This window comes from Sphingomonas bacterium, assembly GCF_028289855.1.
GTDB lineage: Bacteria > Pseudomonadota > Alphaproteobacteria > Sphingomonadales > Sphingomonadaceae > Sphingomonas.
Window position 1 is genome coordinate 1 of sequence record NZ_JAQGKZ010000098.1, and the last position, 23,451, is coordinate 23,451.

26 protein-coding genes and 1 tRNA gene are annotated in these 23,451 nt (G+C 65.4%); 16 read left to right on the forward strand and 11 right to left on the reverse strand.

Going from position 1 to position 23,451, the window contains the following annotated elements:
- On the reverse strand, positions 1–378 hold a 378-nt coding region (locus JWM94_RS11205; RefSeq protein ID WP_299426601.1), incomplete at its 3' end, for an MFS transporter.
- A 111-nt stretch (positions 379–489) separates the two neighbouring features.
- Between JWM94_RS11205 and JWM94_RS11210 the strand changes: the two genes are divergently transcribed.
- Both JWM94_RS11210 and JWM94_RS11215 read left to right on the forward strand, forming a co-directional pair.
- Complete coding sequence (locus tag JWM94_RS11210; RefSeq protein WP_299426605.1) at positions 490–1,191, forward strand: DNA alkylation repair protein; 702 nt, start codon at positions 490–492, stop codon at positions 1,189–1,191.
- A 137-nt stretch (positions 1,192–1,328) separates the two neighbouring features.
- On the forward strand, positions 1,329–2,552 hold the full coding sequence (locus JWM94_RS11215) for an MFS transporter (RefSeq protein WP_299426609.1): 1,224 nt from the start codon (positions 1,329–1,331) through the stop codon (positions 2,550–2,552).
- On the opposite strand, the gene JWM94_RS11220 is transcribed toward JWM94_RS11215, so the two are convergent.
- Positions 2,549–3,346 carry an SDR family NAD(P)-dependent oxidoreductase gene (locus JWM94_RS11220; protein ID WP_299426612.1) on the reverse strand — a complete coding sequence of 266 codons (798 nt, stop codon included), beginning with the start codon at positions 3,344–3,346 and terminating at the stop codon, positions 2,549–2,551. The genes JWM94_RS11215 and JWM94_RS11220 overlap by 4 nt on opposite strands.
- The gene (locus JWM94_RS11225; RefSeq protein WP_299426615.1) at positions 3,343–3,957 is read right to left on the reverse strand and encodes a glutathione S-transferase family protein; all 615 of its coding nucleotides are present in this window, start codon (positions 3,955–3,957) and stop codon (positions 3,343–3,345) included. Before JWM94_RS11225 ends, JWM94_RS11220 begins: the two co-directional genes overlap by 4 nt.
- A gap of 73 nt (positions 3,958–4,030) precedes the next feature.
- Between JWM94_RS11225 and JWM94_RS11230 the strand changes: the two genes are divergently transcribed.
- The 5 genes from JWM94_RS11230 to JWM94_RS11250 all read left to right on the forward strand — a co-directional run bounded on the left by JWM94_RS11230 (position 4,031) and on the right by JWM94_RS11250 (position 9,289).
- Positions 4,031–5,569, forward strand: coding sequence for a class I adenylate-forming enzyme family protein (locus JWM94_RS11230; protein WP_299426618.1), 1,539 nt, complete (start codon positions 4,031–4,033; stop codon positions 5,567–5,569).
- Positions 5,566–6,345, forward strand: coding sequence for a thioesterase family protein (locus tag JWM94_RS11235; RefSeq protein ID WP_367185887.1), 780 nt, complete (start codon positions 5,566–5,568; stop codon positions 6,343–6,345). The genes JWM94_RS11230 and JWM94_RS11235 overlap by 4 nt, the downstream gene beginning before the upstream one ends.
- Positions 6,346–6,557: 212 nt before the next feature.
- On the forward strand, positions 6,558–7,103 hold the full coding sequence (locus tag JWM94_RS11240) for an EF-hand domain-containing protein (protein ID WP_299426621.1): 546 nt from the start codon (positions 6,558–6,560) through the stop codon (positions 7,101–7,103).
- A 93-nt stretch (positions 7,104–7,196) separates the two neighbouring features.
- On the forward strand, positions 7,197–7,916 hold the full coding sequence (locus tag JWM94_RS11245; protein WP_299426624.1) for a response regulator: 720 nt from the start codon (positions 7,197–7,199) through the stop codon (positions 7,914–7,916).
- 29 nt (positions 7,917–7,945) lie between these two features.
- A complete protein-coding gene (locus JWM94_RS11250; RefSeq protein ID WP_299426666.1) occupies positions 7,946–9,289 on the forward strand; it encodes a HAMP domain-containing sensor histidine kinase in 1,344 nt (447 codons plus the stop codon).
- A gap of 24 nt (positions 9,290–9,313) precedes the next feature.
- Here the strand turns inward: JWM94_RS11250 and JWM94_RS11255 are convergent.
- From JWM94_RS11255 to JWM94_RS11265, 3 genes are all read right to left on the reverse strand, one after another.
- A tRNA-Leu gene (locus JWM94_RS11255) sits at positions 9,314–9,398 on the reverse strand.
- Positions 9,399–9,454: 56 nt separating this feature from the next.
- On the reverse strand, positions 9,455–9,985 hold the full coding sequence (locus JWM94_RS11260) for a DUF805 domain-containing protein (RefSeq protein WP_299426627.1): 531 nt from the start codon (positions 9,983–9,985) through the stop codon (positions 9,455–9,457).
- 239 nt (positions 9,986–10,224) lie between these two features.
- Positions 10,225–11,733, reverse strand: coding sequence for a YifB family Mg chelatase-like AAA ATPase (locus JWM94_RS11265; protein WP_299426630.1), 1,509 nt, complete (start codon positions 11,731–11,733; stop codon positions 10,225–10,227).
- A 219-nt stretch (positions 11,734–11,952) separates the two neighbouring features.
- On the opposite strand from JWM94_RS11265, the gene rpmH reads away from it, so the two are divergent.
- The 7 genes from rpmH to JWM94_RS11300 all read left to right on the forward strand — a co-directional run bounded on the left by rpmH (position 11,953) and on the right by JWM94_RS11300 (position 16,508).
- Positions 11,953–12,087 (forward strand): 50S ribosomal protein L34, encoded by a 135-nt coding sequence (gene rpmH, locus JWM94_RS11270; RefSeq protein WP_225008303.1) that lies wholly within the window; start codon positions 11,953–11,955, stop codon positions 12,085–12,087.
- Positions 12,087–12,410, forward strand: a complete 324-nt coding sequence (gene rnpA, locus JWM94_RS11275) for a ribonuclease P protein component (protein ID WP_299426671.1) — start codon at positions 12,087–12,089, stop codon at positions 12,408–12,410. Before rpmH ends, rnpA begins: the two co-directional genes overlap by 1 nt.
- Positions 12,411–12,525: 115 nt before the next feature.
- Positions 12,526–12,738 carry a membrane protein insertion efficiency factor YidD gene (gene yidD / locus JWM94_RS11280; protein ID WP_299426633.1) on the forward strand — a complete coding sequence of 71 codons (213 nt, stop codon included), beginning with the start codon at positions 12,526–12,528 and terminating at the stop codon, positions 12,736–12,738.
- 22 nt (positions 12,739–12,760) lie between these two features.
- Positions 12,761–14,464, forward strand: coding sequence for a membrane protein insertase YidC (yidC, locus tag JWM94_RS11285; RefSeq protein ID WP_299426636.1), 1,704 nt, complete (start codon positions 12,761–12,763; stop codon positions 14,462–14,464).
- Between the two features lies 1 nt (position 14,465).
- Entirely contained in the window at positions 14,466–15,104 is a 639-nt protein-coding gene (gene yihA, locus JWM94_RS11290; RefSeq protein ID WP_299426639.1) for a ribosome biogenesis GTP-binding protein YihA/YsxC, read from the forward strand.
- A gap of 71 nt (positions 15,105–15,175) precedes the next feature.
- On the forward strand, positions 15,176–15,328 hold the full coding sequence (locus JWM94_RS11295; protein WP_299426642.1) for a hypothetical protein: 153 nt from the start codon (positions 15,176–15,178) through the stop codon (positions 15,326–15,328).
- 67 nt (positions 15,329–15,395) lie between these two features.
- Positions 15,396–16,508, forward strand: a complete 1,113-nt coding sequence (locus JWM94_RS11300; protein WP_299426645.1) for a zinc-binding dehydrogenase — start codon at positions 15,396–15,398, stop codon at positions 16,506–16,508.
- 6 nt (positions 16,509–16,514) lie between these two features.
- On the opposite strand, the gene JWM94_RS11305 is transcribed toward JWM94_RS11300, so the two are convergent.
- Entirely contained in the window at positions 16,515–17,141 is a 627-nt protein-coding gene (locus tag JWM94_RS11305; protein WP_299426648.1) for an SH3 domain-containing protein, read from the reverse strand.
- Positions 17,142–17,463: 322 nt separating this feature from the next.
- Here JWM94_RS11305 and JWM94_RS11310 point away from each other — a divergent pair, with 322 nt between their 5' ends.
- Positions 17,464–18,129 (forward strand): glutathione S-transferase family protein, encoded by a 666-nt coding sequence (locus JWM94_RS11310; protein ID WP_299426674.1) that lies wholly within the window; start codon positions 17,464–17,466, stop codon positions 18,127–18,129.
- Here the strand turns inward: JWM94_RS11310 and JWM94_RS11315 are convergent.
- Positions 18,126–18,977 (reverse strand): type 1 glutamine amidotransferase domain-containing protein, encoded by an 852-nt coding sequence (locus JWM94_RS11315; protein WP_299426651.1) that lies wholly within the window; start codon positions 18,975–18,977, stop codon positions 18,126–18,128. The two genes, JWM94_RS11310 and JWM94_RS11315, sit on opposite strands and share 4 nt — an antisense overlap.
- Positions 18,978–18,990: 13 nt before the next feature.
- A complete protein-coding gene (locus JWM94_RS11320; protein ID WP_299426677.1) occupies positions 18,991–19,440 on the reverse strand; it encodes a cupin domain-containing protein in 450 nt (149 codons plus the stop codon).
- 31 nt (positions 19,441–19,471) lie between these two features.
- Between JWM94_RS11320 and dapE the strand changes: the two genes are divergently transcribed.
- Positions 19,472–20,590, forward strand: a complete 1,119-nt coding sequence (gene dapE, locus JWM94_RS11325; RefSeq protein WP_299426654.1) for a succinyl-diaminopimelate desuccinylase — start codon at positions 19,472–19,474, stop codon at positions 20,588–20,590.
- Here dapE and JWM94_RS11330 read toward each other — a convergent pair.
- Entirely contained in the window at positions 20,580–21,962 is a 1,383-nt protein-coding gene (locus tag JWM94_RS11330; protein WP_299426657.1) for a cytochrome P450, read from the reverse strand. The genes dapE and JWM94_RS11330 overlap by 11 nt on opposite strands.
- Positions 21,959–23,451 (reverse strand): glutamine--fructose-6-phosphate transaminase (isomerizing) (gene glmS, locus JWM94_RS11335; protein ID WP_299426660.1); only part of this gene is annotated, 1,493 nt, incomplete at its 5' end. The genes JWM94_RS11330 and glmS, both read right to left, overlap by 4 nt.

Here is a 23,451-nt window from a genome sequence, read left to right on the forward strand (position 1 = left end):
GCCGAGCACGAGGTTGCTCAGTCCGGCTGGCGGAAACCAGGCGAGCGTGAAGAACAGGGCGACGGGAGTCACCGCGCCGTACATGAACGGATGCCGCCGCCCCCAGCGGGTGCGCGTAACGTCGGACCAGCGCCCGATCAACGGATCGGCAACGGCATCGACCACCAGGGTCAGCGCGATCGCGATCGACACGACGCTCGCGGGGATGCCGACCACCTGGTTGTAATAGAAAATCAGGAAGGTGTTGAAGACCGCGCCCTTCAGGCCCGCGGCCACCGAGCCGATGCCATAGGCGATCCGCGTGCCCATCGTGATCGGCGGCAGGACAGCAGGCGGCATGCCCCTGCCTGCTTCGTCCAAAGCGACCGTCGTAGCCATCCTGCTCTCCCATGCGCCGTTATGCCGGCGTCAGGTTTCGAACCTGCGGTATGTATATGGCCAAGGTCAAGACACTTCCATCAAAGGAAAACCAGCAGTAACTTCGACCAGATGGCCGGTCCGTCATTACCCGATCGAATTCGCCTCACGCTGGAGTCCGTGGCCGACCCCGCACGGGCGCCGGCGATGCAGGCCTACATGAAGTCGTCGATGCCATATCTCGGCGTCTCGACCGCCCCTCGGCGCGCGGCGCTCGAGCCCATCTTTACGGGACTCGACTGGCCAGACAGTGCGACTTGGCAGCACGATGCACTATCCGTCTGGCGCGGTGCCGAGTTTCGCGAGGAGCGCTATGCCGCGCTCGAGCTGACCGGCGTAAAGGCCGCGAGGTGTTTCCAGCACATCGACGCGCTGCCGATGTACGAGGAGATGATCGTTACGGGCGCTTGGTGGGATTATATCGACGAAATCGCCGGCCACCGGCTGTGGACGATCCTGCAGAACGACCGCGCGGCGATGACGCGAACGATGCGCGCCTGGTCGACCGACGACGACATGTGGAAACGGCGCTGCGCGATCATCTGCCAGCTCCGCGCCAAAAGCGCGACCGACCTCGACTTGCTCTACGCGTGCATCGAGCCGTCGATCGGATCGAGCGAATTCTTCCTGCGCAAGGCGATCGGCTGGGCGCTGCGCCAATATGCCTGGACCGACCCGGACGAGGTCGCGCGCTACGTCGCGGCGAACGCCGATCGGCTGAGCGGCCTCAGCCAACGCGAGGCGCTCAAGAACGGCGGGAAGCGGCGCGGCTAGATCCGCAGCCCATTTTTTACTGTCCTACACAGGTCGATTTGTGAGACGGAGGAACGGTGCCGTGAGCGAGTTCGCCGCACCACGAGCGGAAGTTAAAAGATAAGAGCGTTTATCGCTAACTTTCGGGGGAGAATTGCGTGAAGTTCGACAATCGCGCGATACCGATCGCGCTGGCGGCGGTGCTGATCGATACGATCGGGTTCGGCATCATCATGCCGGTGTTTCCCACGCTGATCACCACGCTCGGCCATATCGACCTCGAACAGGCGACGCGCGTCGCGGGGTACATGCTCGTCGTGTTCTCGGTGATGCAATTCTTCGCGGGGCCGGTACTCGGCAATCTAAGCGACCGGTTCGGGCGGCGGCCGATCCTGATGACCTCGATGCTGTGCTTCGGGATCGATTATGCGCTGATGGCCTGGGCGCCGACGCTCGGCTGGCTGTTCCTCGGCCGTGCGATCGCCGGTGCGGCGGGCGCGGTTTACGGCCCCGCCGGATCGGTGATCGCCGACTCCACCCCGCCCGAAAAACGCAGCGCGGCGTTCGGGATGATCGGCGCATGCTTCGGGATCGGCTTCATCATTGGCCCGGCGATCGGCGGGCTGCTCGCCGGTCTGGGCCCGCGCGCGCCGTTCGTCGCCGCGGCCTTGCTGGCGCTGACCAACGCCGCGGTGATGTTTTTCTTCATGCCGGAGACGCTCAAGCCCGAAAACCGGCGCCCGTTCAGCCTGAAGGACGCGCACATCATCGGCGCGTTCCGGCCGCTGTTCCACGCGGGCAATGCGGCGCCGCTGCTGCTCGCCTGGTTCGTCTGGCAACTCGCGCACATGGTCTATCCGGCGACCTGGTCGTTCTGGGCGGCGATCCGCTTCGGCTGGGACGCGCGCGCAATCGGCTGGAGCCTGGCGTTCGTCGGGGTGATCATGGCGTGCGTCCAGGGCGGGCTGACCGGCCCGGTGATCAAGCGGATCGGCGAGCGCAAGGCGATGATCGTCGGGATGTGCTCGGCGGGGCTGGCGTTTTATCTGTTCGCCTTCGCGACAGCGGGATGGCAAGCCTATGTGCTGATGGGGATCAGCGCGTTCCAGGGGTTCGTTTTTCCCGCGTTCAATGGTTTGCTGTCGCGGATGGTGGATGCCACGCGGCAGGGCGCGTTACAGGGCGGGATCGGCAGCATGGGCAGCGTGTCGTCGATCATCGGCCCGCTGTTGCTGACGCAAGCGCTGGCGGCGGGCGACCATCACGGCTTCACCGGCGCTAACTTCCTGCTCGCGGCGATCCTCGTCACGGTGGCGCTGGCGGTGATCATCTGGAAGGTGCTCGACCGCGTACCCGACAAGCCGGCGGAGGCGCCCGCCTAATTCTCCTTCCCGGGCCGCCGCGTCAGCGCCATGTCGAGGTGCCCGCCGGCGTCGATCAGCGTCGTCTCGCCGGTAATGGCGCGCGACAGCGGATCGAGCAGATGGACGATCGGCCCGGCGATCTCGTCCGGGCCGGTGGCGAAGCCCATCGGCACGCGGCTGGCGATGTTCGCGTTGAGCTTCTCGAACCCTTCGGCGCCGAGCCGCTTCTCGAACCAGCCGGTGCCGACATAACCCGGCGCAACCGCGTTGATACGAATCTTGGGCGCCAGCACACGCGCCAGACTCTTCGTCATCGTGATCAGCGCGCCCTTCGACGCAGCATAGGCCACCGACGATCCCATCCCGAACATCCCCGCAACGCTCGCGACGTTGACAACGGCGGAGGTATCCTGCTCGCGCATCGCCGGCGCGCAGGCGCGCACCATCTGGAACGGCGCGATTGTATTGAGCCGATAGATGTCAATGAAATCCTCGGCGTCGAGCGCGTCGAGATCCTCGTGATTGGCGAACTTGGTCCGGCCGGCATTGTTGACCAGGAAGTCGATCCGCCCGAATGCTTCGACCGCCGCCTTGGCCAAAATGCGGCACGCGGCGTCCTCCACGATATCGGCCTGCACCGCGATTGCGCCATTGCCGGCGGCGTTCGCGACCGCTTCGGCATCGTCCTTGCTCGACGCGTAATTGACCACGCACCGCACCCCGCGCTCGGCGAGCATCCGCACCACGCTCGCGCCGATTCCGGTGCCGCCGCCGGTGACGATCGCGACGCGCCCTTCCATGCTGCGGTTCATGCCGCCGCGCTCGGCCGCGCCGACACGCGGCGGTGCCAGTCGTTGAGCCGCGCCAGGTCCTCGGGGATCGTCAGCCCGATGAAGGTGCCGAAGTCGATATTGGTCAGCAGCACGATGTCGGCCATCGAGAATGCCTCCCCGGCGAGGAACGGCGTCTCGCCCAGCGCCGCGTCGAATATCTTGAGCGCGCTCGCCACCAGCGGGCGGTTGCTCTCGCCGAAATCCTTGTACTGATGCGGCACGACCGCTGCGGTATAGGGGTGCGTGTGGACCCAGATGTTCGCTGTCGGCACGCCCAGCTTCAGTTCGACGCGGCGGATCCACATATCGACCGTCGCGATCTCGACCGGGCTCGTGCCGAACAGCGGCGGCATGGGATGCAGCGCCTCGAGGTACCGGCAGATCGACACCGTCTCCGACAGGCACGTCCCGTCGTCGAGCACGAGCACCGGGGTCTGGCCCATCGGGTTCAGCTTCAGGAACTCGGCGCTCTTGTGCTCGCGCGCCTGCAGCGACACGTCCTGCATCGGCAGCTCGATACCCTTTTCCGCCGCGAAAATGCGCACGCGGCGCGGGTTCGGCGCCGGCATCGGCGTATTGTAGAACAGCATCCTCAACCCCTCGATTCTATTTTTCGAATTTCGCGTATGGCATTCGCAAGTCGCTTCGCCTAGCGGATCGGTCATGAAAGCAGCCGATTTGCTGACCAGCGATTTCGCGACCTTGCCCGACATCCTGCGCGCGCATGCCGCCGAGCGCGGCGCCAAAATAGCGGTCGCCGATGACGCCGCCGCCTATACCTATGCCGAACTCGACGCGATGATGGACCGCATCGCGGCAGCGTTACAGCGCGACGGTGTGGCGCAGGGCCAGGCGGTCGCGATCATCGCTTCGGCCTCGATCGATTATGCCGCGGTGTTTATGGGCACGCTCCGCGCCGGGTGCGTCGCGGCCCCTCTGGCACCGTCCTCGACGCCCGAATCGCTCGCCGCGATGATCGCCGATTGCGGCGCACCGATCGTGTTCGTCGATGGCGAGAATGCCGCTGCGATCACGGATCAGGATATCGCCGCGAGACAGGTCCGGCTCGATACCGACGAGTTCCACGCCTGGCTCGCGCCGGAAGGCGCCAAACCCGCCCCGGTGACGATCGAGCCCGAGCACGGTTTCAACATCATCTATTCGTCGGGCACCACCGGCACCCCCAAGGGGATCGTCCAGAGTCATGCGATGCGCTGGTCGCATATCGGGCGCAATTCGGCGGGCGGGTATGGCGACGCGGTGACGATGAATTCTACTCCGCTCTATTCGAACACGACCTTGGTCAGCTTCCTGCCGACGCTTGGCTGGGGCGGCACGTCGGTGCTGATGAAGAAGTTCGATGCGCGCCGGTTCCTGGAACTTGCGCAGCAGCATCGCGCGACGCACGCCATGCTGGTGCCGGTGCAGTATCAACGGCTGATGAGTCTGCCCGATTTCGACAGCTTCGACTTGTCGAGCTTCCGCCTCAAGACCTCGACCAGCGCGCCTTTCGCGCCCGCGCTCAAGGCCGATGTTCTGGCGCGCTGGCCGGGCGCGCTGATCGAATTCTACGGCATGACCGAGGGCGGCGCGTCGACCGGGCTCAACGCGACCGAGCATCCCGACAAGCTCCACACCGTCGGCCAGCCGCTCCCGGGCCACGACATGCGGCTGATCGACGATGACGGCAACGAAGTCGCGCCGGGCGAGACCGGCGAAGTCGTCGGCCGGTCGCCCGCCATGATGACCGGCTATCACGGCCGCCAGCAAGCGACCGCCGATGCCGAATGGTACGACAACGAGGGCAACCGCTTCATCCGCCACGGCGATATCGGGCGGTTCGACGAGGACGGCTTCCTGATCCTGATGGACCGCAAGAAGGATCTGATCATCTCGGGCGGGTTCAACGTCTATCCGGTCGATATCGAGGCGGTGTTGAAACAGCATCCGGCGGTGCACGAATGCACCGTGATCGGCGTGCCGTCCGAAGCGTGGGGCGAGACGCCGGTCGGCTTCTATGTGCCCGATACCGGCGTGGATGCCAGCGAGGCCGAGATCATGGCGTGGACCAACAACCAGCTTGGCAAGACTCAGCGGCTGTCGGCTTTGCACGCGATCGACGAATTGCCGCGTAGCGCGATCGGCAAGGTGCTCAAGCGCGAACTGCGCGACCGGCTGGCCGGCGATATCAAGGGGGAATGATGCAGGGTTTGAAGGGAATCATCGACGCGCTCGAGCCGGTCGAGGGCGGCTGGCGCGGTGCCATTCCCGACAATTGGCTGCAAGGGCGAACCAGCTATGGCGGGCTGTCGGCGGCGCTGGCGCTGCATGTCGCGCAGCAATCGGATGTGGACTTGCCGCCGCTCCGCTCCGCACTTGTCGCGTTTATCGGTCCCTTGGCGGGCGAGATCACGATCCGCGCGACGAAGCTGCGCCGCGGCCGCAACGCCGCCTTCATCCAGGCCGACATCGAAAGCGACGCGGGGCTCGGCCTACGCGCGACCTTCGTCTTCATGAACACCGTCGAATCCAAGGTCGATTACGAGGTCGGAACCGCTCCCGATTTTGCGCGGCCCACGCCGGACGACACGACCTACAAGGGCGAGAATTCGAACTTCTTCATCCAGAATTTCGAGTTGCTCGACCGCCGCGATGCGACCGTCGGGCCGATCGAATGGCTGCGCTGGGTACGATTGCAGGACCGCGACGGGCTCGACCCGATGGTCGAGCTCGTCGCGATCGCCGATTGCCTGCCGCCCGCCGCGCTGAAATTGATCGGCGGCCCGGCGCCGGTCAGTTCGATGACCTGGCAGCTCAATATCCTTGGCCCCCAGCCTGCCACGACCGACGGCTGGTGGCTGCTCCGCGCCGACGCACGCTACGCCAAGGGCGGCAGTTCGAGTCAGGACATGATGATCTGGAATGCCGACGGCGTGCCAATTGCGGAGCAGATGCAGAGCGTTGCGATCTTCGCGTAGGGCGCGCCGCGGCAAAGCCGCGTCGTCGGACGGGTTCGCTACGCGACCCGCCGGCCGTGCTCGCCGCTGAGACGAAAAATAGCGATGCTATTTTTCTGCGGCGAGCGCGACAAATTGCGACAATTTCTTCGTGGACTGACACGCGCCGGTGACGAAGGGTGGCGATAAGCACAGGCGTTAGGGAACAACCCTGCCCTGCTGAGGATCGTGTCATGAACCGCATCTTTCTTGCCGCCATGCTGGCGACCACCGGCTTCACTGCCGTAGCCGTCGCCGGACCGTTGTCGGCGCAGACCGCGCCCGATCCGCAGGCCAGTCCGGACCGCGTGCAAACGCGCGACGATGCGTTGGCGCAGGCCGATCGCCGGTTCGACCGGATGGACGCCAACAAGGACGGCAAGATCGACGCGACCGAGATGGCCGCGATGCGTCGGCCAACCGCTGCGCCCGGCACAATGCCGCCCCCACCTCCACCGGCCGATGCCGCTGCGCCGCCCCCGCCCCCACCATCCGGCGGCAACCGGATGATGGCGCGGCTCGACACCAACGGCGACGGCGTGATCGATCGCGCCGAGTTCCGCGCCATGGCGGCGCAGCGCTTCGACCGGATGGATGCCAACAAGGACGGAAAGGTCGATGCCACCGAGCGCCAGGCCGCACGCGATGCGATGGGCATGCGTGGCGGTCGCGGTCCGGGCGGCGACGCGCCGCCGCCACCCCCTCCGGCCGACGCGCCGAAACCAGACGCCGGGCAATAATCCCCATTTTGCCCAGGCGGCCGGGCGGGCGCCCCTCCTCGCCCGCCCGGCTCTTGCCTTTTCAAGGAGACGATCATTGCTTAGCCTGTTCCGATGAGCGGCCTTCCCCACATCCTGCTGGTCGATGACGAGCGCTCGATCCGCGAGCCGCTCGCGCAATATCTGACCAAGCAGGGCTTTCGCGTAACGCAAGCGGGCGATGCGGAAGGCGCACGGGCGCGGATGACGGCCTACGCCATCGACCTCGTCATCCTCGACATCATGATGCCGGGCGAGGATGGGTTGAGCCTGTGCCGCCATATCCGCGCATCTGGCGATATTCCGGTTATTCTGCTGACCGCCAAGAGCGAGGAAACCGACCGCATCGTCGGGCTGGAAATGGGCGCGGACGATTATGTCGTGAAGCCGTTCTCCCCCCGCGAACTCGCCACCCGCGTCAAGGTGATCCTGCGTCGTGCCGCCACCAGCGGGAGCCGCCAGCATGCCCCCGAAAGCGGGTCGTATGCCTTTGCCGGCTGGGTGCTCAAGACCGGGGAACGCGCGCTGATCGACCGCGAGGGCGTGTCGGTGCCGCTATCGACCGGCGAATATAACCTGCTCCACGCGCTCGCGCTGCGCCCGCGCCAAGTGCTGACGCGCGACCAGTTGCTCGATCTGACCCAGGGGCGCGAAGCGATGGCGTTCGACCGCGCGATCGACAATCAAGTCAGCCGGTTGCGCCGCAAGATCGAAACTGATGCCAAGAATCCCGAGCTCATCAAGACGGTGTGGGGCGGCGGCTATACATTGGCGGCGGAGGTCACGCGGCTTTGACGCTGTGGCCCCGCAACCTGCCCGGGCAGATGGCGGTACTGGTCGCGCTGGCGCTGTTCGTCGCGCAAGCCATCAATTTCGCGTTCGCGCTCCAGGATCGCCAGGAATTCCGCCGCGAACAAGTGGTCGGACCGGTATCGGCGCGAATCATCGATACCGTGCAGAACCCGCGCGCGCGCGATCCGGTGATCGACGCCCGCTTGTCCGAATTGCGCTCCGACGAAACGCCGTGGGACCGCTTCCGTCCTCGCCCCCTGCGCAATAATCCGATGCCCGCGGGCTTGAGCCGCCGTGCCGATGTCGAGAACGGCATCCGCCACAAGTTGAGCGAGGCCGGCATAACGGTCGGCGACGTTATCGCTGCGATCCGCACCGTCGCCCCCGACGATCCGCGCCTATCGCGCCTGCCGCGCTATCGCGCACAACGGCTGCGCATGACCGGCACCGAAATGCTGATCGCGATCGAGCAGCCCGGCACCGGATGGTGGGTACAGGGCGTGTCGTGGGACGATTCGGACTGGTCGATCCTGAAGGGGCTGATCGGGCAGACATTGGTGCTGTACGCGATCGTACTGTTGCCCGTGCTGTGGGCGACACGACGGATCGCCCGCCCGTTGCGCATGCTCGCCGGCGCGGCGCAGCGTTATCATCCGGGCGAAGCGGACGGGCCGATCGAGGAGAGCGGGCCGCACGACGTCCGCACCTTGATCGCCGCGTTCAACCAGTTGCGCACGCGCGTGACGGGGATGCTCGACGAAAAGGATCGTATGCTCGGTGCGATCGGGCACGATCTGCGCACGCCGCTCGCGGCGTTGCGCGTCCGGATCGAATCGGTCGAGGACGATGACGACCGCGTGAAGATGGCCGACACGATCGACGAAATGAACGGCACGCTCGACGACATCCTGTCGCTGGCGCGGCTGGGGCGGCCGAGCGAGCCGGTGACCGAGGTCGATCTCGCGGCGCTGGTCGATGCGGTCGTCGAGGATTTTCGCGATCTGGGCAAACCGGTCGAATTTGCCGAAGTCGATCGACTGAAGATGCGGTTGCGCCCGTCGCTGATGCGCCGCGCGGTACGCAATTTGATCGAGAATGCGGTCAAATATGGCGGGGGTGCGGAAGTATTCTTGCGGCCCGGTCCGGACACGGTTGAAATCACCGTGTGCGACCGCGGACCCGGCATCCCGACCGAGCGGATCGGCGAAGTATTCGAAGCGTTCACCCGGCTCGAAAGCTCGCGCAACAAGGAAACCGGCGGCATCGGCCTCGGACTAGCGCTAGCCCATGCGATCGTACGTGAAGCCGGGGGCGATATTCGGCTGACGAACCGGCCCGAGGGCGGACTCGCCGCGACGATCACGCTGCCGCGTTAGTCGTATCTTTGCCGCGTGGAGCGATGGTGCGGGCGGTGGGAATCGAACCCACACTCCTTGCGGAACCGGATTTTGAGTCCGGCGCGTCTACCAATTCCACCACGCCCGCGTATCGAAGGCGGCTTGCCTAGACGAGGAGATTCGTCCGGGCAAGCCGCGTCGATGCTATTGGAAGGTTTCCTGCAAATTGGCCGTGCCGCCCAACGGATCGGGCCCGTATTTGTTGGGTCCGGGCGTACCCGGCAAGCAGTAGAACACCAGCAGCACGATCCCCGCGACTAGCGTCCCCAGGTTGACGATCATGGCGATTCCGGCAAGCGCCGAGCTTTGCGATGACGCCGCCATCACTGCGATCAAGATCGTCAGGATATAGGGAGCGATCGGCGCCAACAGCCACCAGCCCGAGCGATCGGTATCGTGCAGGCGGCGCACCGCGACGGCGAGCGAAGGGATGAACAGCCCCAGGGCTACTATAGCGAAAACGACCATGAAAATGCCGAGCGATGCGAACATGCCCACCATACCGGCGGCCGGATCGCGCGCAGCGCTCGCCGTGCCGAACCCGATGACCATCATCACGACCCACAGCGCCATCCAGAGCAGCCAGACGCCTAGCTGATACATCCAGAATTCCATGCGCCGCGAACGGCCGCTGAACTCCGCATACCGCTTGAGCGGCATAAACATCCATTCCATGCTATTTCTCCCCTGTGGGTTCCGGCACCGGCAGCGTGTGGCCGGCGATGATCGCAACTCGCCCGGCGACCGTCCGCAAAACATCGCGGTACGCGGATCGATCGAACATCATGTCGTGAAGACGGGGGCAGTGCCCTGCAGCGTTTTGACCTGATCCATGCTGCTTCCTCCCCCGAGTCGCGACGACAGCCTATCCCTTCGCCCCGCGATTACAACCGCGCGTGACACGAACAATTGTATCAGTTTGTCGGCGCGCGACGGCGATAGCTGAGCGCTTCGGCGATATGCACGCGGCCGACGCCCTCCGCCTCCGCCAGATCGGCGATCGTGCGGGCAACGCGCAAAATGCGGGTATAGCCGCGCGCCGACAACCGCATCGCCTCCGATGCCTGGGCGAGCAAGGTCCGCCCGGGATCGTCGGGGGTCGCCACCACCTCAAGCAAATCGCCGTCGATCTCTGCGTTGGTCCGCGCCGCGTGATCGGCGTAGCGCGCGGTCTGGATCGCCCGCGCGGCGGCGACCCGCGCCGCGACTTCCGCCGAGCCTTCGGCGGGCGGCGGCAGGACGAGGTCGGCGGCGCTGACCGCTTGCACCTCGACGTGCAGATCGATGCGGTCGAGCAACGGACCCGACACCTTGGTCTGGTAATCCGCCGCGCATTTCGGCGCGCGGGCGCAGGCCAATGCAGCGTCGCCGAGATGGCCGCAACGGCACGGATTCATCGCCGCGATCAGTTGGACTCGCGCCGGAAACGTCACGTGCGCGTTGGCCCGGGCGACGCTGACGGTCCCGGTCTCGAGCGGCTGGCGCAGCGAATCGAGCACCGCGCGCTGGAATTCAGGCAATTCGTCGAGGAACAGCACGCCGAGGTGCGCCAGGCTGACCTCGCCCGGCCGGACGCGGAGGCCCCCGCCGACCAGCGCCGCCATCGACGCCGAATGATGCGGCGCGCGGTACGGCCGCCGCCGCGTGATCCGCCCGCCGTCCAACGTGCCGGCGACCGATTGCACCATCGACGCTTCCAGCGCCTCGGCGGCGTCGAGCGGCGGCAGGATGCCGGGCAGGCACGACGCCATCAGCGACTTTCCAGCGCCGGGCGGGCCGATCATCAGCAGATTATGCGCGCCCGCCGCCGCGATCTCGAGCGCGCGCTTGGCGGTCTCCTGCCCCTTGACCTGTTTGAGGTCGGGTCCGAACCCCGGTTCCTCGGCCTCACCGGGTGCCGGCGCGCCGATCAACTGATTGCCCTTGAGGTGATTGAGCAAGGCAATCAGGTCCGGCACAGCGACGACCTGCACCGATCCGGCCCAGGCGGCTTCGGCCCCTTGCGATGCCGGGCAGACCAGTCCCTTTCCTTCTTCCGACGCATGCAACGCCGCGAGCAATACGCCGGGCGACGGCGCGATCCGCGCGTCGAGCCCGAGCTCGCCGACGACGACGAACTCGCTCAGCGTCTCGGCATCGACCACGCCCATCGCGCCGAGCAAGGCCAGCGCGATCGGCAAATCGAAATGCGTGCCTTCCTTGGGCAGATCGGCGGGCGACAGATTGACGACGATCCGCTTGGGCGGCAGCGACAGCCCCATCGCCGCGATCGCGCCGCGCACGCGTTCGCGGCTCTCTGCCACCGCCTTGTCGGCCAATCCGACCACGGTGAAATTGGGCAGCCCGGCGATCAGGCTGCACTGGACCTCGACGCCGCGCGCCTCCAGCCCCAGATAGGCGACCGTCGAAACCAGTGTCGTCATGCCACCCCCCGTTCCCGTATCGTTCTATCAAACGAATCGCAGATGGGAATGCCCGATTGCGCGTGACTTGCGCCCGCAATACACCGGCCCCACATCGCGCCTCGATGCAGTTCGCCCGCCCCTTCGCGTTGACTTCGCCGGCGACTTCGCTTATGCGCGCCTCCATCAAGGCCGTCCGCGTGGCGGCCCTTTTCTATTCAGACGATCAGGGAATGAGCGATGAAGCGGACTTTTCAGCCGAGCAACCTGGTGCGGGCGCGCCGGCACGGCTTCCGCGCGCGGACGGCGACGGTGGGCGGGCGCAACGTGCTCCGCGCACGCCGGGCTCGCGGCCGCAAGAAGCTGTCGGCGTAATCACGCTTACGAAGCGCCGCGATTTTCTGGCGGCGAATTCGGGTAAGCGCGCACCGATGCCGGCCTTCGTGCTGCTGGTAAAAGCGCGCGACGATGGCGATCCGATGATGCGGGTCGGCTACACGGTTACCAAGAAAATCGGCAACGCGGTGGTGCGCAATCGCATCAAGCGGCGGTTTCGCGCGCTGGCCCGCGAGGTTCTCCCGGTCAGCGGTGTCGCAGGTGCCGACCATGTCCTGATCGGCCGGTCGGACGGCCTGACCCGCGATTTCGCGACCCTGCGCGCCGATCTGACCAAGGCGCTGGCGAAGGTCGCACGGTGAATCGTTTCCCCATCCCCATTCGTGCTGAGCTTGTCGAAGCACTGCCTTTCTATTCGAGCGAAGGAAGTGCAGCCCTTCGACAGGCTCAGGGCGAACGGATGTGGGGACACGGTCAGTGATTACCCGTCTCCTCGTCGGACTCGTTCGCCTCTGGCAAATCGGCCCCTCGGCGATCCTGCCGCCCTCGTGCCGCTATCAGCCGTCATGTTCCGCCTATGCAATCACCGCGCTTCGACGCTATGGGCCGCTCAAGGGCGGGTGGCTGGCGATCAAGCGGATCGGGCGGTGCCATCCCTGGGGCGGGTTCGGACCCGATCCTGTTCCCTGATCATCGATAAGGTTTTCACCGAGTGAAGAACGACAGTCGCAATTTCATCACCTTCGCGATCGTCGCGGCGCTGATCCTGTTCGGCTGGCCGCTGATCGCGAACCGGTTCTTTCCGCCCGCCAACCCGCCGGTGACCAAGATCGAGGGCGGCAAGACCAAGGTCGAGCCTAACCTCAATGCCCCCTCGCCGACTACAGCCGCCAAGGTCCGTGATCTCAAGGCGGTGCTGGGCGAGAGCGCTGGCCAGCGCGTCGCGATCTCGACCCCGACGCTGAAGGGCTCGATCAACCTGAAGGGCGCGCGGATCGATGATCTGGTGCTGACCGATTACAAGGAAACGATCGCCAAGGACTCGCCGCCGATCCGCTTGCTGTCGCCGGTCGGCACCGCCGATGCCTATTACGCGCAGTTCGGCTGGCAGGATAATGGCCTGAAGCCGCCGAGCGCGGACACGGTGTGGAGCGCGACCGGCAATCTGCTCGCGCCGGGCAAGCCGGTTACGCTGACCGCCGTCAACGGCCAAGGGCAGCATTTCGCAATCGAGCTCGCGGTTGACGACCAGTATATGTTCACGATCCGCCAGACCGTCGTGAACGGTGCCGGCGCCGCTGTCGACGTTGCTCCCGCTGGGCTCATCAGCCGCGCCGCTGCGTCGAAGGATCCCGATTCATACTCGATCCAGGTCGGGCCGATGTCGGTGCACGACAACAAGGCCGATTACGACCTCAACTATAAGGACGTGGCGGCGTCGAAACCGTTCACCACGACGGGCGGCTGGCTCGGCTTCACCGATAAATATTGGCTGACCGCGCTGATCCCCGATCAGGCGTCGAGCTTCGCCGGGCAGTTCACCGCCCCAACCGCGACCGGCTTCGCGTCGGACTATGCGCGCGCCAAGATGTCGCTGGCGCCCGGCAAGGCGCTAACCCAGACCAGCCGATTTTTCGCCGGCGCGAAGGAAGTCGGCGTGCTCGATCGCTATCAGAACGACGGCAACATCGCGAAGTTCGATCGCGGGCTCGATTGGGGCTGGTTCGGACTGATCGAGAAGCCGATCTTCTACTACCTCGACTGGCTGTTCCGCATGGTCGGCAATTTCGGCGTGGCGATCATGCTGCTGACCGTGACGATCCGCGGCCTCATCTTTCCGATCGCCCAGCGCCAGTTCGCGTCGATGGCGTCGATGCGTGCGATTCAACCGAAGATGAAGGCGCTGCAGGAACGCCACAAGGACGACAAGCAGCGCCAGCAGCAGGAGATCATGAAGCTGTACAAGACGGAGAAGGTCAATCCGCTGGCGGGGTGCCTGCCGACGCTGATCCAGATCCCGATCATGTATTCGCTCTACAAGGTGCTCATGCTGACGATCGAAATGCGGCACCAGCCGTTCGTCGCCTGGATCAAGGATTTGTCGGCGCCCGACCCGCTGACGCCGATCAACCTGTTCGGGCTGCTCGATTTCGTGCCGCCGCATTTCATCGCGATCGGCGTGGTGCCGATTCTGCTGGGCATTTCGATGTGGTTGCAGTTCCGCATGAACCCGGCGCCGATGGACGAAGCACAGAAGCAAGTGTTCGCGCTGATGCCATGGGTGCTGATGTTCGTGATGGCGCCGTTCGCGGTCGGGCTTCAGGTCTACTGGATCACCAGCAACCTGCTGACCGTGCTCCAGCAGAAGGTGCTTTACGCGCGGCACCCGGCGCTCAAGCAGCCGGTGGTCAAATAAGGTGAGCGAGTTTGACGAGGACGCGATCGAGGCGGCGCGCAAGACCTTCGCGGGGCCGATCGCGTTCCTCAAATCCGCGCCCAAGCTCGAGCATTTGCCCGAGCCCATGGTGCCAGAAGTGGCGTTTGCCGGCCGGTCCAACGTCGGCAAGTCGTCGCTGCTCAACGCGCTGACCAATCGCAACAGTCTGGCCCGCACGTCGAACACGCCGGGGCGGACGCAGGAACTCAACTTCTTCGATGTGGGCGAGCCATTGGGATTCCGGCTGGTCGATATGCCGGGCTACGGCTTCGCGAAAGCGCCGAAGGACGTGGTCAAGAAGTGGCGCTTCCTGATCAACGATTTCCTGCGCGGGCGCGACGTGCTCAAGCGCACACTTGTGCTGGTCGATGCGCGCCACGGCCTGAAAGATGTCGACCGCGAGATCATGGACATGCTCGACAAGGCGGCGGTCAGCTACCGCCTCGTCCTGACCAAGGCCGACAAGATCAAGCCGACCGAACTGGAAACCATCACCGCCGCCACTGCTGAGGAAGTGCGCAAGCGCCCCGCCGCGCATCCCGACATCATCGCCACATCGAGCGAAACCGGGTTCGGCATTGCCGAGTTGCGCGCCGCCGTGATCGAAGCGATCGGCTGACCCTTAACCTTTGCACAACCAAAAACCGCCTATTCATACCCTAGCGCAGAGGTGCGCCCGGGACACGTGGCATGCGGTTTTTCATTCTCTTCGGGCTTTTTGCCGCGGTAATCGGGGACCTGATGTTCCTCGACGGCGAATATACCCGCGCGGTCGGCCACTATCTCGGCAGCTTCGGCGACGCGATCCGCAACAGCAGCGCCTCTTTGTGGGGCACCAACTAAGCTTCATTGCTCGCGCGTCATTGCCTCGCTAGATCGGTTGCAACAAGCAATCGATCGGGAGAGAGACATGACGACACCGGCCACCGCGCGCGAATTGCGTTCGCTGATCACCGACGGCAAGCTCGAACTGTCGTTGCAGGAGGTCGATGTCCCCACCCCCGGTCCCGGCGAAATCGTCGTGCGGATCGAGGCTGCGCCGATCAATCCCTCCGACCAGCCGCTGCTGCTCGGCCCCGCCGATCTCTCGACCTTGGCTAGCGACGGCAATGTCACGACCGCGGCTATCCCGGAGGCGATGGCTGGCATGGTCGCCGCGCGGATCGGCAAATCGCTTCCCGCGGGCAACGAAGGCGCGGGCGTCGTGGTCGCGGCGGGCGATGGCGCCGAGCATCTGATCGGCAAGACCGTCGCGGTGCTCGGTGGCGGGATGTACACGCAGTACCGCAAGGTCCCCGCCGTGTCGGCGTTGGTGTATGCCGACGGCGTCACCCCGGCGCAGGGCGCTTCGGCTTTCGTGAACCCACTGACGGCGCTCGGCATGGTCGAGACGATGAAGCTGGAAGGGCACACCGCGCTGGTCCACACCGCCGCGGCGTCGAACCTGGGCCAGATGCTCAACAAGGTCTGTATTGCCGACGGCGTGAGCCTGGTGAACATCGTCCGCAACGACGAGCAGGCGAAGATCCTGACCGATATCGGCGCGAAATATGTGGTCGATTCGTCCAAACCCGATTTCCGCACCGAGCTAACCGATGCGCTGTTCGAAACCGGCGCGACGATCGCGTTCGACGCGATCGGCGGCGGGCCGCTTGCCGGGCACATCCTCGGCGCGATGGAAGCCGCACTGGTGCGCAAAACGCCGCCGGTCGGCGGCTACGGCTCGCCGGTCCACAAGCAGGTCTACATCTATGGTCGCCTAGACCTTTCCCCGACGACGATCGCTGCCAACGCTGGGTTCGCCTGGGCGGTCGGCGGGTTCCTGCTGACACCGTTCCTCATGAAGGTCGGCCCTGAGGCAGTCCAGAAATTGCGCCAGCGCGTCGCGGACGAAATCCTGACCACGTTCGCCAGCAGCTACACCTCGGAAATCTCGCTGAGCGAGGCGATCCAGCCCGAGACGATCCGCGGCTGGCAGCGCAAGGCAACCGGCGAGAAGTATCTGATCAACCCGACGCTGTAGAGCGGTTCAGTCGCCCGCGATGAACGCGGTCATCAGCCATTTGCCGCCACTTTTGCGGAACAGCGCGCGGAGGCTGTAGCCCGTCCAGACATAGTCGCTGGCGACATAGCCTTCGGTGCCGTCGTCGAGCTTGACCTTGGTCCAGCCCTCCGACCCCTCGTCGCCGACGGTGACGCTTTCCCAATCCGCCGTGCGGACGATTTTCGCAGTCGGCGATGGCGCCGTTCGGAGATTGACTCGCTCGCCGTTGATCAATGCGATCTCGGCGAGGTCGCCGTCGGGGCCATGTTTGTACCAGTAAGGTGCGCTCGCTTCGCCATCGACCAGCGAACAGCCGCGCGACAGGGCGCGATCGAGCGCGCGCCACACGCCGGAGGTTGCGGGTTTGTCCAGCTTCCACTCCTTGGCGAACCCCGCTCGCGTCGCGGCTTCGCCGAAATCGAATTCGACATCGGGCGCTACCACCGCGAGCAGCGCCTTGGCGTCCTTGCGCCGGGCAATGTCGAACAGCGTCGCGCGAAACGCGACAAACGACGCATCGGCGATGCAGTCATCGCGCGGCGGATATTGCTTCGCCTGAGCGGGCGGAACCGCAAACGCGGCGATGAGCAGAACGCCGAGAAGCATCTTCATGCCCTGCATGGCATCATGCCGACGGTCGCGAGTCAATCGCTGCCGCCCCTGTCAATTTTCGCCAAGCCAAGCGATTGATTTTATGGCATGATGCCGTCGGCATTGTGGGGAAACCGCTATGGACAAAGACGCGAATAAGCCTGCCGACCAACGCGGCGGCGCGGATCGTCGGCAGGACGGAGACCCCGATTACGTCGGGCCGGAGCGCCGAATGAAGGACCGCCGCAAGGACAAACCGGCCGCCAAATAGCCGGTCTCGCGGCACTTGGATCGATCGAAGCGCCGGTTGCCCGCCGGCGTGATCGTCTTTACCCAACGCGTCATGCTCAAGCTCATCATCGGCAACAAAGCCTACTCCTCCTGGTCGCTGCGCGGCTGGTTAGCGTGCAAACAATCGGGCCTGCCGTTCGAGGAAGTCGTCGTTCCGCTCTACGACGATGATTGGGACAAGCGCCGTCAGGGCGACGAGTTCGCGCCATCGTCGGGCAAGGTGCCGATCCTGTGGGACGGCGACATCGTCGTGTGGGACAGCCTGGCGATCGTCGAATTCCTCGACGACCGCACCGGCGGCGAGAAATTCTGGCCGCACGGCGACGCCGCGCGCGCGATGGCGCGGTCGATGGCGGCGGAAATGCATTCGGGGTTCCAGGCGCTACGCAGCAAGCACGGCATGAACATCCGGCAGGTCCATCAACCCAAGCGGCCCGACGATGATGTACTGGAGGAATTGTCCCGGCTGATGGAAATCTGGGCGCAGGCACGCGCGCGGTTTGGCGGTGACGGCCAGTTTCTGTTCGGCGATTTCGGTGCCGCCGACATCATGTTCGCACCGGTCTGCACGCGGATCGTGACATACCAACTCCCCGTCGCGCGGTTTGCGGTGCCGTATGTCGAGGCGGTGCTCAACCACTCCTTTATGCAGGACTGGATCGCCGCTGCGCAGGAAGAGGAATGGGTAATCGAGAAGTTCGAGCAGCCCGAGGCTTAGGATAATAGCCGCGCGAAGGTGGCGGCGAACGTGTGCGCGTCGCCCGGCCAGCGCGCCGAGACGTAATTGCCATCGACGACGACCCAAGCGGGACGCGGGTCGCCGGCGGTGTCGCGATGCACGCGGTCGGTCTTGCGGCGATGGTCGGGGGCGTTGGCGGGCACATCGACGAAGTCGGCAGGTGATGCCAGCGCGCGCGTAACCTCATGCTCGACCGACATGTAACCGCGCGGGCGCCCTTCGCCGTCGGGATAGGTGCGGTAATAGTCCCGGTCCCACCAGCGGCCGATCCGCGCGATGCCGTCCGCTGCCTTTTCCTGCCGCCAGGTCAACGCTGTCGTGCATCGTCCGTGAAGCACCGAACGACCCGCCGCATCGCGGCTGCGCGCGGCGAGCAGCACGCCGTGGCAGATTGAGGCGACCGGCTTGCCGGCCGCAAAGAAGCTCGCGACGAGCCCTTGGAGCGTAGCGCTCTCGAGATACTCACGCATCCCGCGCGGCCGATGCCCACCCGCGAGCAGCAGTCCGTCGAAATCCGCGATCCGCGCGTCGTCCCAGCGGATTGGCGCGCGAAAATGCGGGTCGGCTAGCATCGCGGCATAGGCACGCCGCGCGTCTCGATTGGCGCGCAGCAGCAGGCCGAGCAATCGCACCCGCCGCAGCCCCGGCACCTTGCCCCATGGATCGAGCCCGACACCGTCGAGCATGATCGAGTCCGCCGCGCCCGGCTCCCCGTCGGGCGTGGCGAAACGCACCCGATGTCCTGCGCCGGTCAGCACACGCCAGCTGACCGCCACCTCGGTAGGGTCGAAATCCCGCGCGGGGATCGGGAAGAGAACGGTTGCCATCGACGTTCGCCAGTTAGAACCGGCTGCCGTCCTTGCGCCGTTGCTCGCCGACGCTGGCATAAAGATGCATGTCGATATCGGGATAATGGCAGTCACTGACCCCCGTCCCGCCGATCGCGACGAACACGCACTCCGCGTCCGACCGGTTTTGCAGGACATGACCATTGCCGTCATTTTTGGGGAACGCTGCGATATCGCCCGTGCGCATGACATGCTCGCCGTCACCGTCGACCAGTATTGCCTCGCCCGAGATCATGATCACCGCCTCGTCCTCGCCCTCGTGCCAGTGGCGCTGCGACGACCAGGCGCCGGGCTTGAGCGTGACGTGGCTGAACCCGAAATCGGCGATGCCGCCGGCGGGCGCGAGACGGCGATACCAGCGCTCCTTCACCACCGTCGCGTAATCGGGCGGATATCCGGTCGCATTCGACTGCGGGATTGTGTCGAGGTCGAGCTTGGGCAATGCCATCTCCATCGCGTTGCAGGAGCCTACCTTGCCCCAAGTCGTCGATCTGACCAAGGCGCTGATCGCCGCCGAGAGCGTCACCCCCGCGCGCGGGCAAGTGTTCGATGTGCTGGCGCAGGCGCTGAGCGTGATCGGGTTCGAGATCGACCGCTTCACCGTCGGCGAGGAACCCGACGGGCCGGTCGAGAACATGATCGCGCTCCGGCAAGGCTCGCGAACGCATCTGGCGTTTGCGGGGCATTTGGACGTGGTGCCGCCTGGCGAAGGATGGTCCAGCGGCGCGTTCGAGCCTGAAATACGTGGCGACTTGCTCCATGGGCGCGGCGCTGTGGACATGAAGGGCGCGATCGCGGCGTTCGTGGCGGCGGCGGCGCGCGTGGAGGGACTGACGCTCAGCCTGCTGATCACCGGCGACGAGGAAGGCCCGGCGATCTACGGTACGCGCGCGATCATCGACCGGCTGGCCGAGCGGGGGATCGCGCCCGATTTCTGCCTGGTCGGCGAACCGACCTCCGACCGGCGGCTCGGCGACACGATCAAGATCGGCCGGCGGGGGTCGGTCAACATCTGGATCGACGTACCGGGCAAGCAGGGCCACGTCGCCTATCCGCAACTTGCTGACAATCCGATTCCCAGGCTCGTCGCCGCGCTGGCGGCGATCGATGCGATCGTGCTCGATAGCGGCAATCACTGGTTCCAGCCGTCGAATATCGAGGTCACCGACATTACTGTCGGCAACCCGGCGACCAACGTCATCCCGGCCAAGGCGTCGGCACGCTTGTCGATCCGGTTCAACGACGAACAAAACGGCGAGGATCTGGTCGACCTGATCGAGCGCACGGTGGCGCTCCACGCGCCCGAGGCGACGGTGATCGCGCGGATTTCCGGCGAGGCGTTTCTGACCGAGCCGGGGGACCTGTCGGCACTGGTGTCGGGCGCAGTCGAGGCGGTCGCGGGGGTAGCCGCAGCGTTCTCGACCACCGGGGGGACGAGCGACGCGCGTTTCCTGTCGCGGATCTGCCCGACGGTCGAATTCGGGCTGGTCAACGCGACGATGCACAAAACCGACGAGGCGGTCGCAATCACGGACTTGGAGATGCTGACCGATATCTACGCCGAGATCATCGCGCGCGCCGCTACGGCTTGATCGGCACCAACCGCACGGGCAACCCGTCCTTGGGACGCGGAATCGGGAAGAGATGCCACGCCGCGCCGCTGCTCGCATCGGCCTCGATCCGGTAGCGCGTCAGCAAATGCGCCATCAGCAGCTTCATCTGCATCTGCGCGAAATGGAGGCCGAGGCACATGTGTGCGCCACCGCCATACGGCACCCAGGCAAAGCGATGCCGGCCCTTTGATGCCTCGGGCGTGAAGCGCATCGGATCGAACTTTTCCGGCTCGGGCCAATGCTCGGCCATCAAATGCGTGTACATGATGCCGACGCCGACCACCGACCCGGCCGGGATATCGAACCCGCCAAAACTGAAATCGCGCAACGCGCGGCGCGGGACCGACGGCACCGGCGGCATCAGCCGCAACGTTTCCTTGAAGGCGTACTCGGTCAGGATCAGCCGATCGAGCTGGTCGGTGAGCGGAATGGCCGGGTCGAGCGCGGCAATCTCCTCACGCAACCGCTCCTGCCACTCGGGATTGCGCGCGAGCATCATCACCAAGCTCGTCGCCGACGAGGTGATCGTGTCGTGCGCCGCCATCATCAGGAAGTTCATGTGATCGGCGATCGCCGCTGCCGATAGCGGCCGCCCATCGTCATCGGTCGCGCGACAGAATTGCGAGAAGAAATCCTGGCCGTTGCCGCCCTTGGCGCCGTGCCGCCGGGCGGGAATTTCGCGTTCGAACCAGTCGACCAGATACGCCCGCGCCTTGACCCCGCGCCGCATCATCGTGCCCGGCAGCGGCACGCGGATCGGCGCGACGCTCGCGCGGACCTCATCGACGAACGCCTGATTGATGCGGCTGGCCTCGGCGCCCAGCTCGACCCCGAGAAAGCTCGTCGCGGCGAGATCGAGCGTCAGCTTCTTGATTGTGTCGTAGAAGCGGAGCGTCCGCCCGCCCCACGTCGCGACCTGCGCGGCGATCCCGGCGTCGAGTTGCGTCGCGTAGTGCCGCATCGGCTCGGGCTTGAACGCGACCGACATCGTCTTGCGGTCGGCGCGATGCGCCTCGAAATCCATCAGCATCAGCCCGCGCGGGAACAGCAGGTTGAGCACCGGCCCCCAGCCCTGTTCGGACGAGAACAATTTTTCGCGGTCGAACAGCACCAGCTCGTTCGCTTCGGGTCCTAGCAGTGCAATGCTCGTGCTGCCGAACGCGCGGTTGCGATAAACCAGCCCGAATTTGCTGACCATGTGACTGCTGAACTTCGCGGGATTGCGGAGCAGCCGGAGCGTATTGCCGACCAGCGGCAAGCCGTCTTCGCCCGGAATATGCGCCAGCGCACCCTTTGCTGCGCGCGGCAGCCAATGTGGGTTGGCCTGAAAGGTATGCGCGAGCGCGGTCATTCGACTGTCACCGACTTCGCCAGGTTACGCGGCTGATCCACATCGGTCCCCTTCGCTACAGCGACGTGATAGGCAAGCAACTGCACCGGCACGGCATACACCAGCGGCGCGATCAGCGGGTGGACTTTCGGCATCTCGATCGTCGCGAGGCAATTGTCCCCGGCTTGCGCGAGCCCTTCGGCATCGGAGATCAGAACGATCTTGCCCCCCCGCGCCTGGCTTTCCTGCATGTTGCTGACGGTCTTTTCGAACAACGGCCCCGACGGCGCGATGACGATGATCGGCACATTCTCGTCGATCAGCGCGATCGGGCCGTGTTTCATCTCACCCGCCGCATAACCTTCGGCGTGGATGTAGCTGATTTCCTTGAGTTTGAGTGCACCTTCGAGTGCCAACGGATAGTCCGGCCCGCGGCCCAGATAGAGCACGTCGCGCGCCGGCGCGATCAGCGGCGCGATCCGCGCGATCTCCTCGTCATGGTCGAGCGCGGCGTTGAGCGCAGCGGGTGCCTCGACGAGGTGGTGCACCACCTCGATCTCCTCTTCGCGCGTCATCTTGCCCTTGATCACCGCCAAATGCGCCGCGAGCGCGGCGAGCACCGCGAGCTGGCAACTGAACGCCTTGGTCGAGGCGACCCCGATCTCGGGCCCGGCATGCGTCGGGAGCAACAAATCGGCCTCGCGCGCCATCGTGCTGGTGGGAACGTTGACCACCACCGCGATCTTCTGGCCAGCCTTCCTGGCGTGGCGCAGGGCGGCGAGCGTGTCGGCGGTCTCACCCGATTGCGAAATGAATAGTGCGAGCCCGCCATCCTCGAACACCGGGTCGCGATAGCGGAATTCGCTGGCGACATCGATATCGACCGGGACGCGCGCGAATTGCTCGAACCAGTATTTGGCGACCATCCCCGCGTAGAAACTGGTGCCGCATGCGACGATCGTGATCCGCTTGACGGCCGACAGGTCGAAATCCATCTGCGGCAGCGCGACGGTCTGCTCGACGCCGCGCAGGTACGACCTGAGCGTCTGCGCGACAACGATCGGCTGCTCGAAAATCTCCTTCTGCATGAAGTGGCGGTAATTTCCCTTCTCGATCATAGCGCCTGTCTCGCCGGAAATGGTGATCTCGCGCTCGACCGGGTTTTTGTCGGCGTCGTAGATCGTCGCGCCGTTTCGGGTGATGACGACCCAATCGCCCTCTTCGAGATAGGCGATGCGTTGGGTGAGCCCGGCGAGCGCGAGCGCGTCGGAGCCGAGATAGGTCTCGCCCTCGCCATAGCCGACCACCAGCGGCGAACCGAGCCGCTCGCCGATCAACATGTCTGGACGTTCGCGAAACGCCACCGCCAGCGCAAACGCGCCGCGCAGTTGGGGGAGCACCTTCATCACCGCATCTTCGGGCGACTTGCCTGCTTCCACCTGCTCGCTGACCAGATGCGCAACGACCTCGGTATCGGTCTCGCTTTCGAACACGCGCCCGCGCGCCTGGA

Bases quoted from the DNA above. Each gene is read 5' to 3' on its own strand.
- JWM94_RS11210 (WP_299426605.1), top strand. From the start codon at position 490: ATGGCCGGTCCGTCATTACCCGATCGAATTCGCCTCACGCTGGAGTCC.
- JWM94_RS11220 (WP_299426612.1), bottom strand. From the start codon at position 3,346: ATGAACCGCAGCATGGAAGGGCGCGTCGCGATCGTCACCGGCGGCGGC.
- JWM94_RS11225 (WP_299426615.1), bottom strand. From the start codon at position 3,957: ATGCTGTTCTACAATACGCCGATGCCGGCGCCGAACCCGCGCCGCGTG.
- JWM94_RS11230 (WP_299426618.1), top strand. From the start codon at position 4,031: ATGAAAGCAGCCGATTTGCTGACCAGCGATTTCGCGACCTTGCCCGAC.
- JWM94_RS11235 (WP_367185887.1), top strand. From the start codon at position 5,566: ATGATGCAGGGTTTGAAGGGAATCATCGACGCGCTCGAGCCGGTCGAG.
- JWM94_RS11240 (WP_299426621.1), top strand. From the start codon at position 6,558: ATGAACCGCATCTTTCTTGCCGCCATGCTGGCGACCACCGGCTTCACT.
- JWM94_RS11245 (WP_299426624.1), top strand. From the start codon at position 7,197: ATGAGCGGCCTTCCCCACATCCTGCTGGTCGATGACGAGCGCTCGATC.
- JWM94_RS11250 (WP_299426666.1), top strand. From the start codon at position 7,946: ATGGCGGTACTGGTCGCGCTGGCGCTGTTCGTCGCGCAAGCCATCAAT.
- JWM94_RS11260 (WP_299426627.1), bottom strand. From the start codon at position 9,985: ATGGAATGGATGTTTATGCCGCTCAAGCGGTATGCGGAGTTCAGCGGC.
- JWM94_RS11265 (WP_299426630.1), bottom strand. From the start codon at position 11,733: ATGACGACACTGGTTTCGACGGTCGCCTATCTGGGGCTGGAGGCGCGC.
- rpmH (WP_225008303.1), top strand. From the start codon at position 11,953: ATGAAGCGGACTTTTCAGCCGAGCAACCTGGTGCGGGCGCGCCGGCAC.
- JWM94_RS11295 (WP_299426642.1), top strand. From the start codon at position 15,176: ATGCGGTTTTTCATTCTCTTCGGGCTTTTTGCCGCGGTAATCGGGGAC.
- JWM94_RS11300 (WP_299426645.1), top strand. From the start codon at position 15,396: ATGACGACACCGGCCACCGCGCGCGAATTGCGTTCGCTGATCACCGAC.
- JWM94_RS11305 (WP_299426648.1), bottom strand. From the start codon at position 17,141: ATGAAGATGCTTCTCGGCGTTCTGCTCATCGCCGCGTTTGCGGTTCCG.
- JWM94_RS11310 (WP_299426674.1), top strand. From the start codon at position 17,464: ATGCTCAAGCTCATCATCGGCAACAAAGCCTACTCCTCCTGGTCGCTG.
- JWM94_RS11315 (WP_299426651.1), bottom strand. From the start codon at position 18,977: ATGGCAACCGTTCTCTTCCCGATCCCCGCGCGGGATTTCGACCCTACC.
- JWM94_RS11330 (WP_299426657.1), bottom strand. From the start codon at position 21,962: ATGACCGCGCTCGCGCATACCTTTCAGGCCAACCCACATTGGCTGCCG.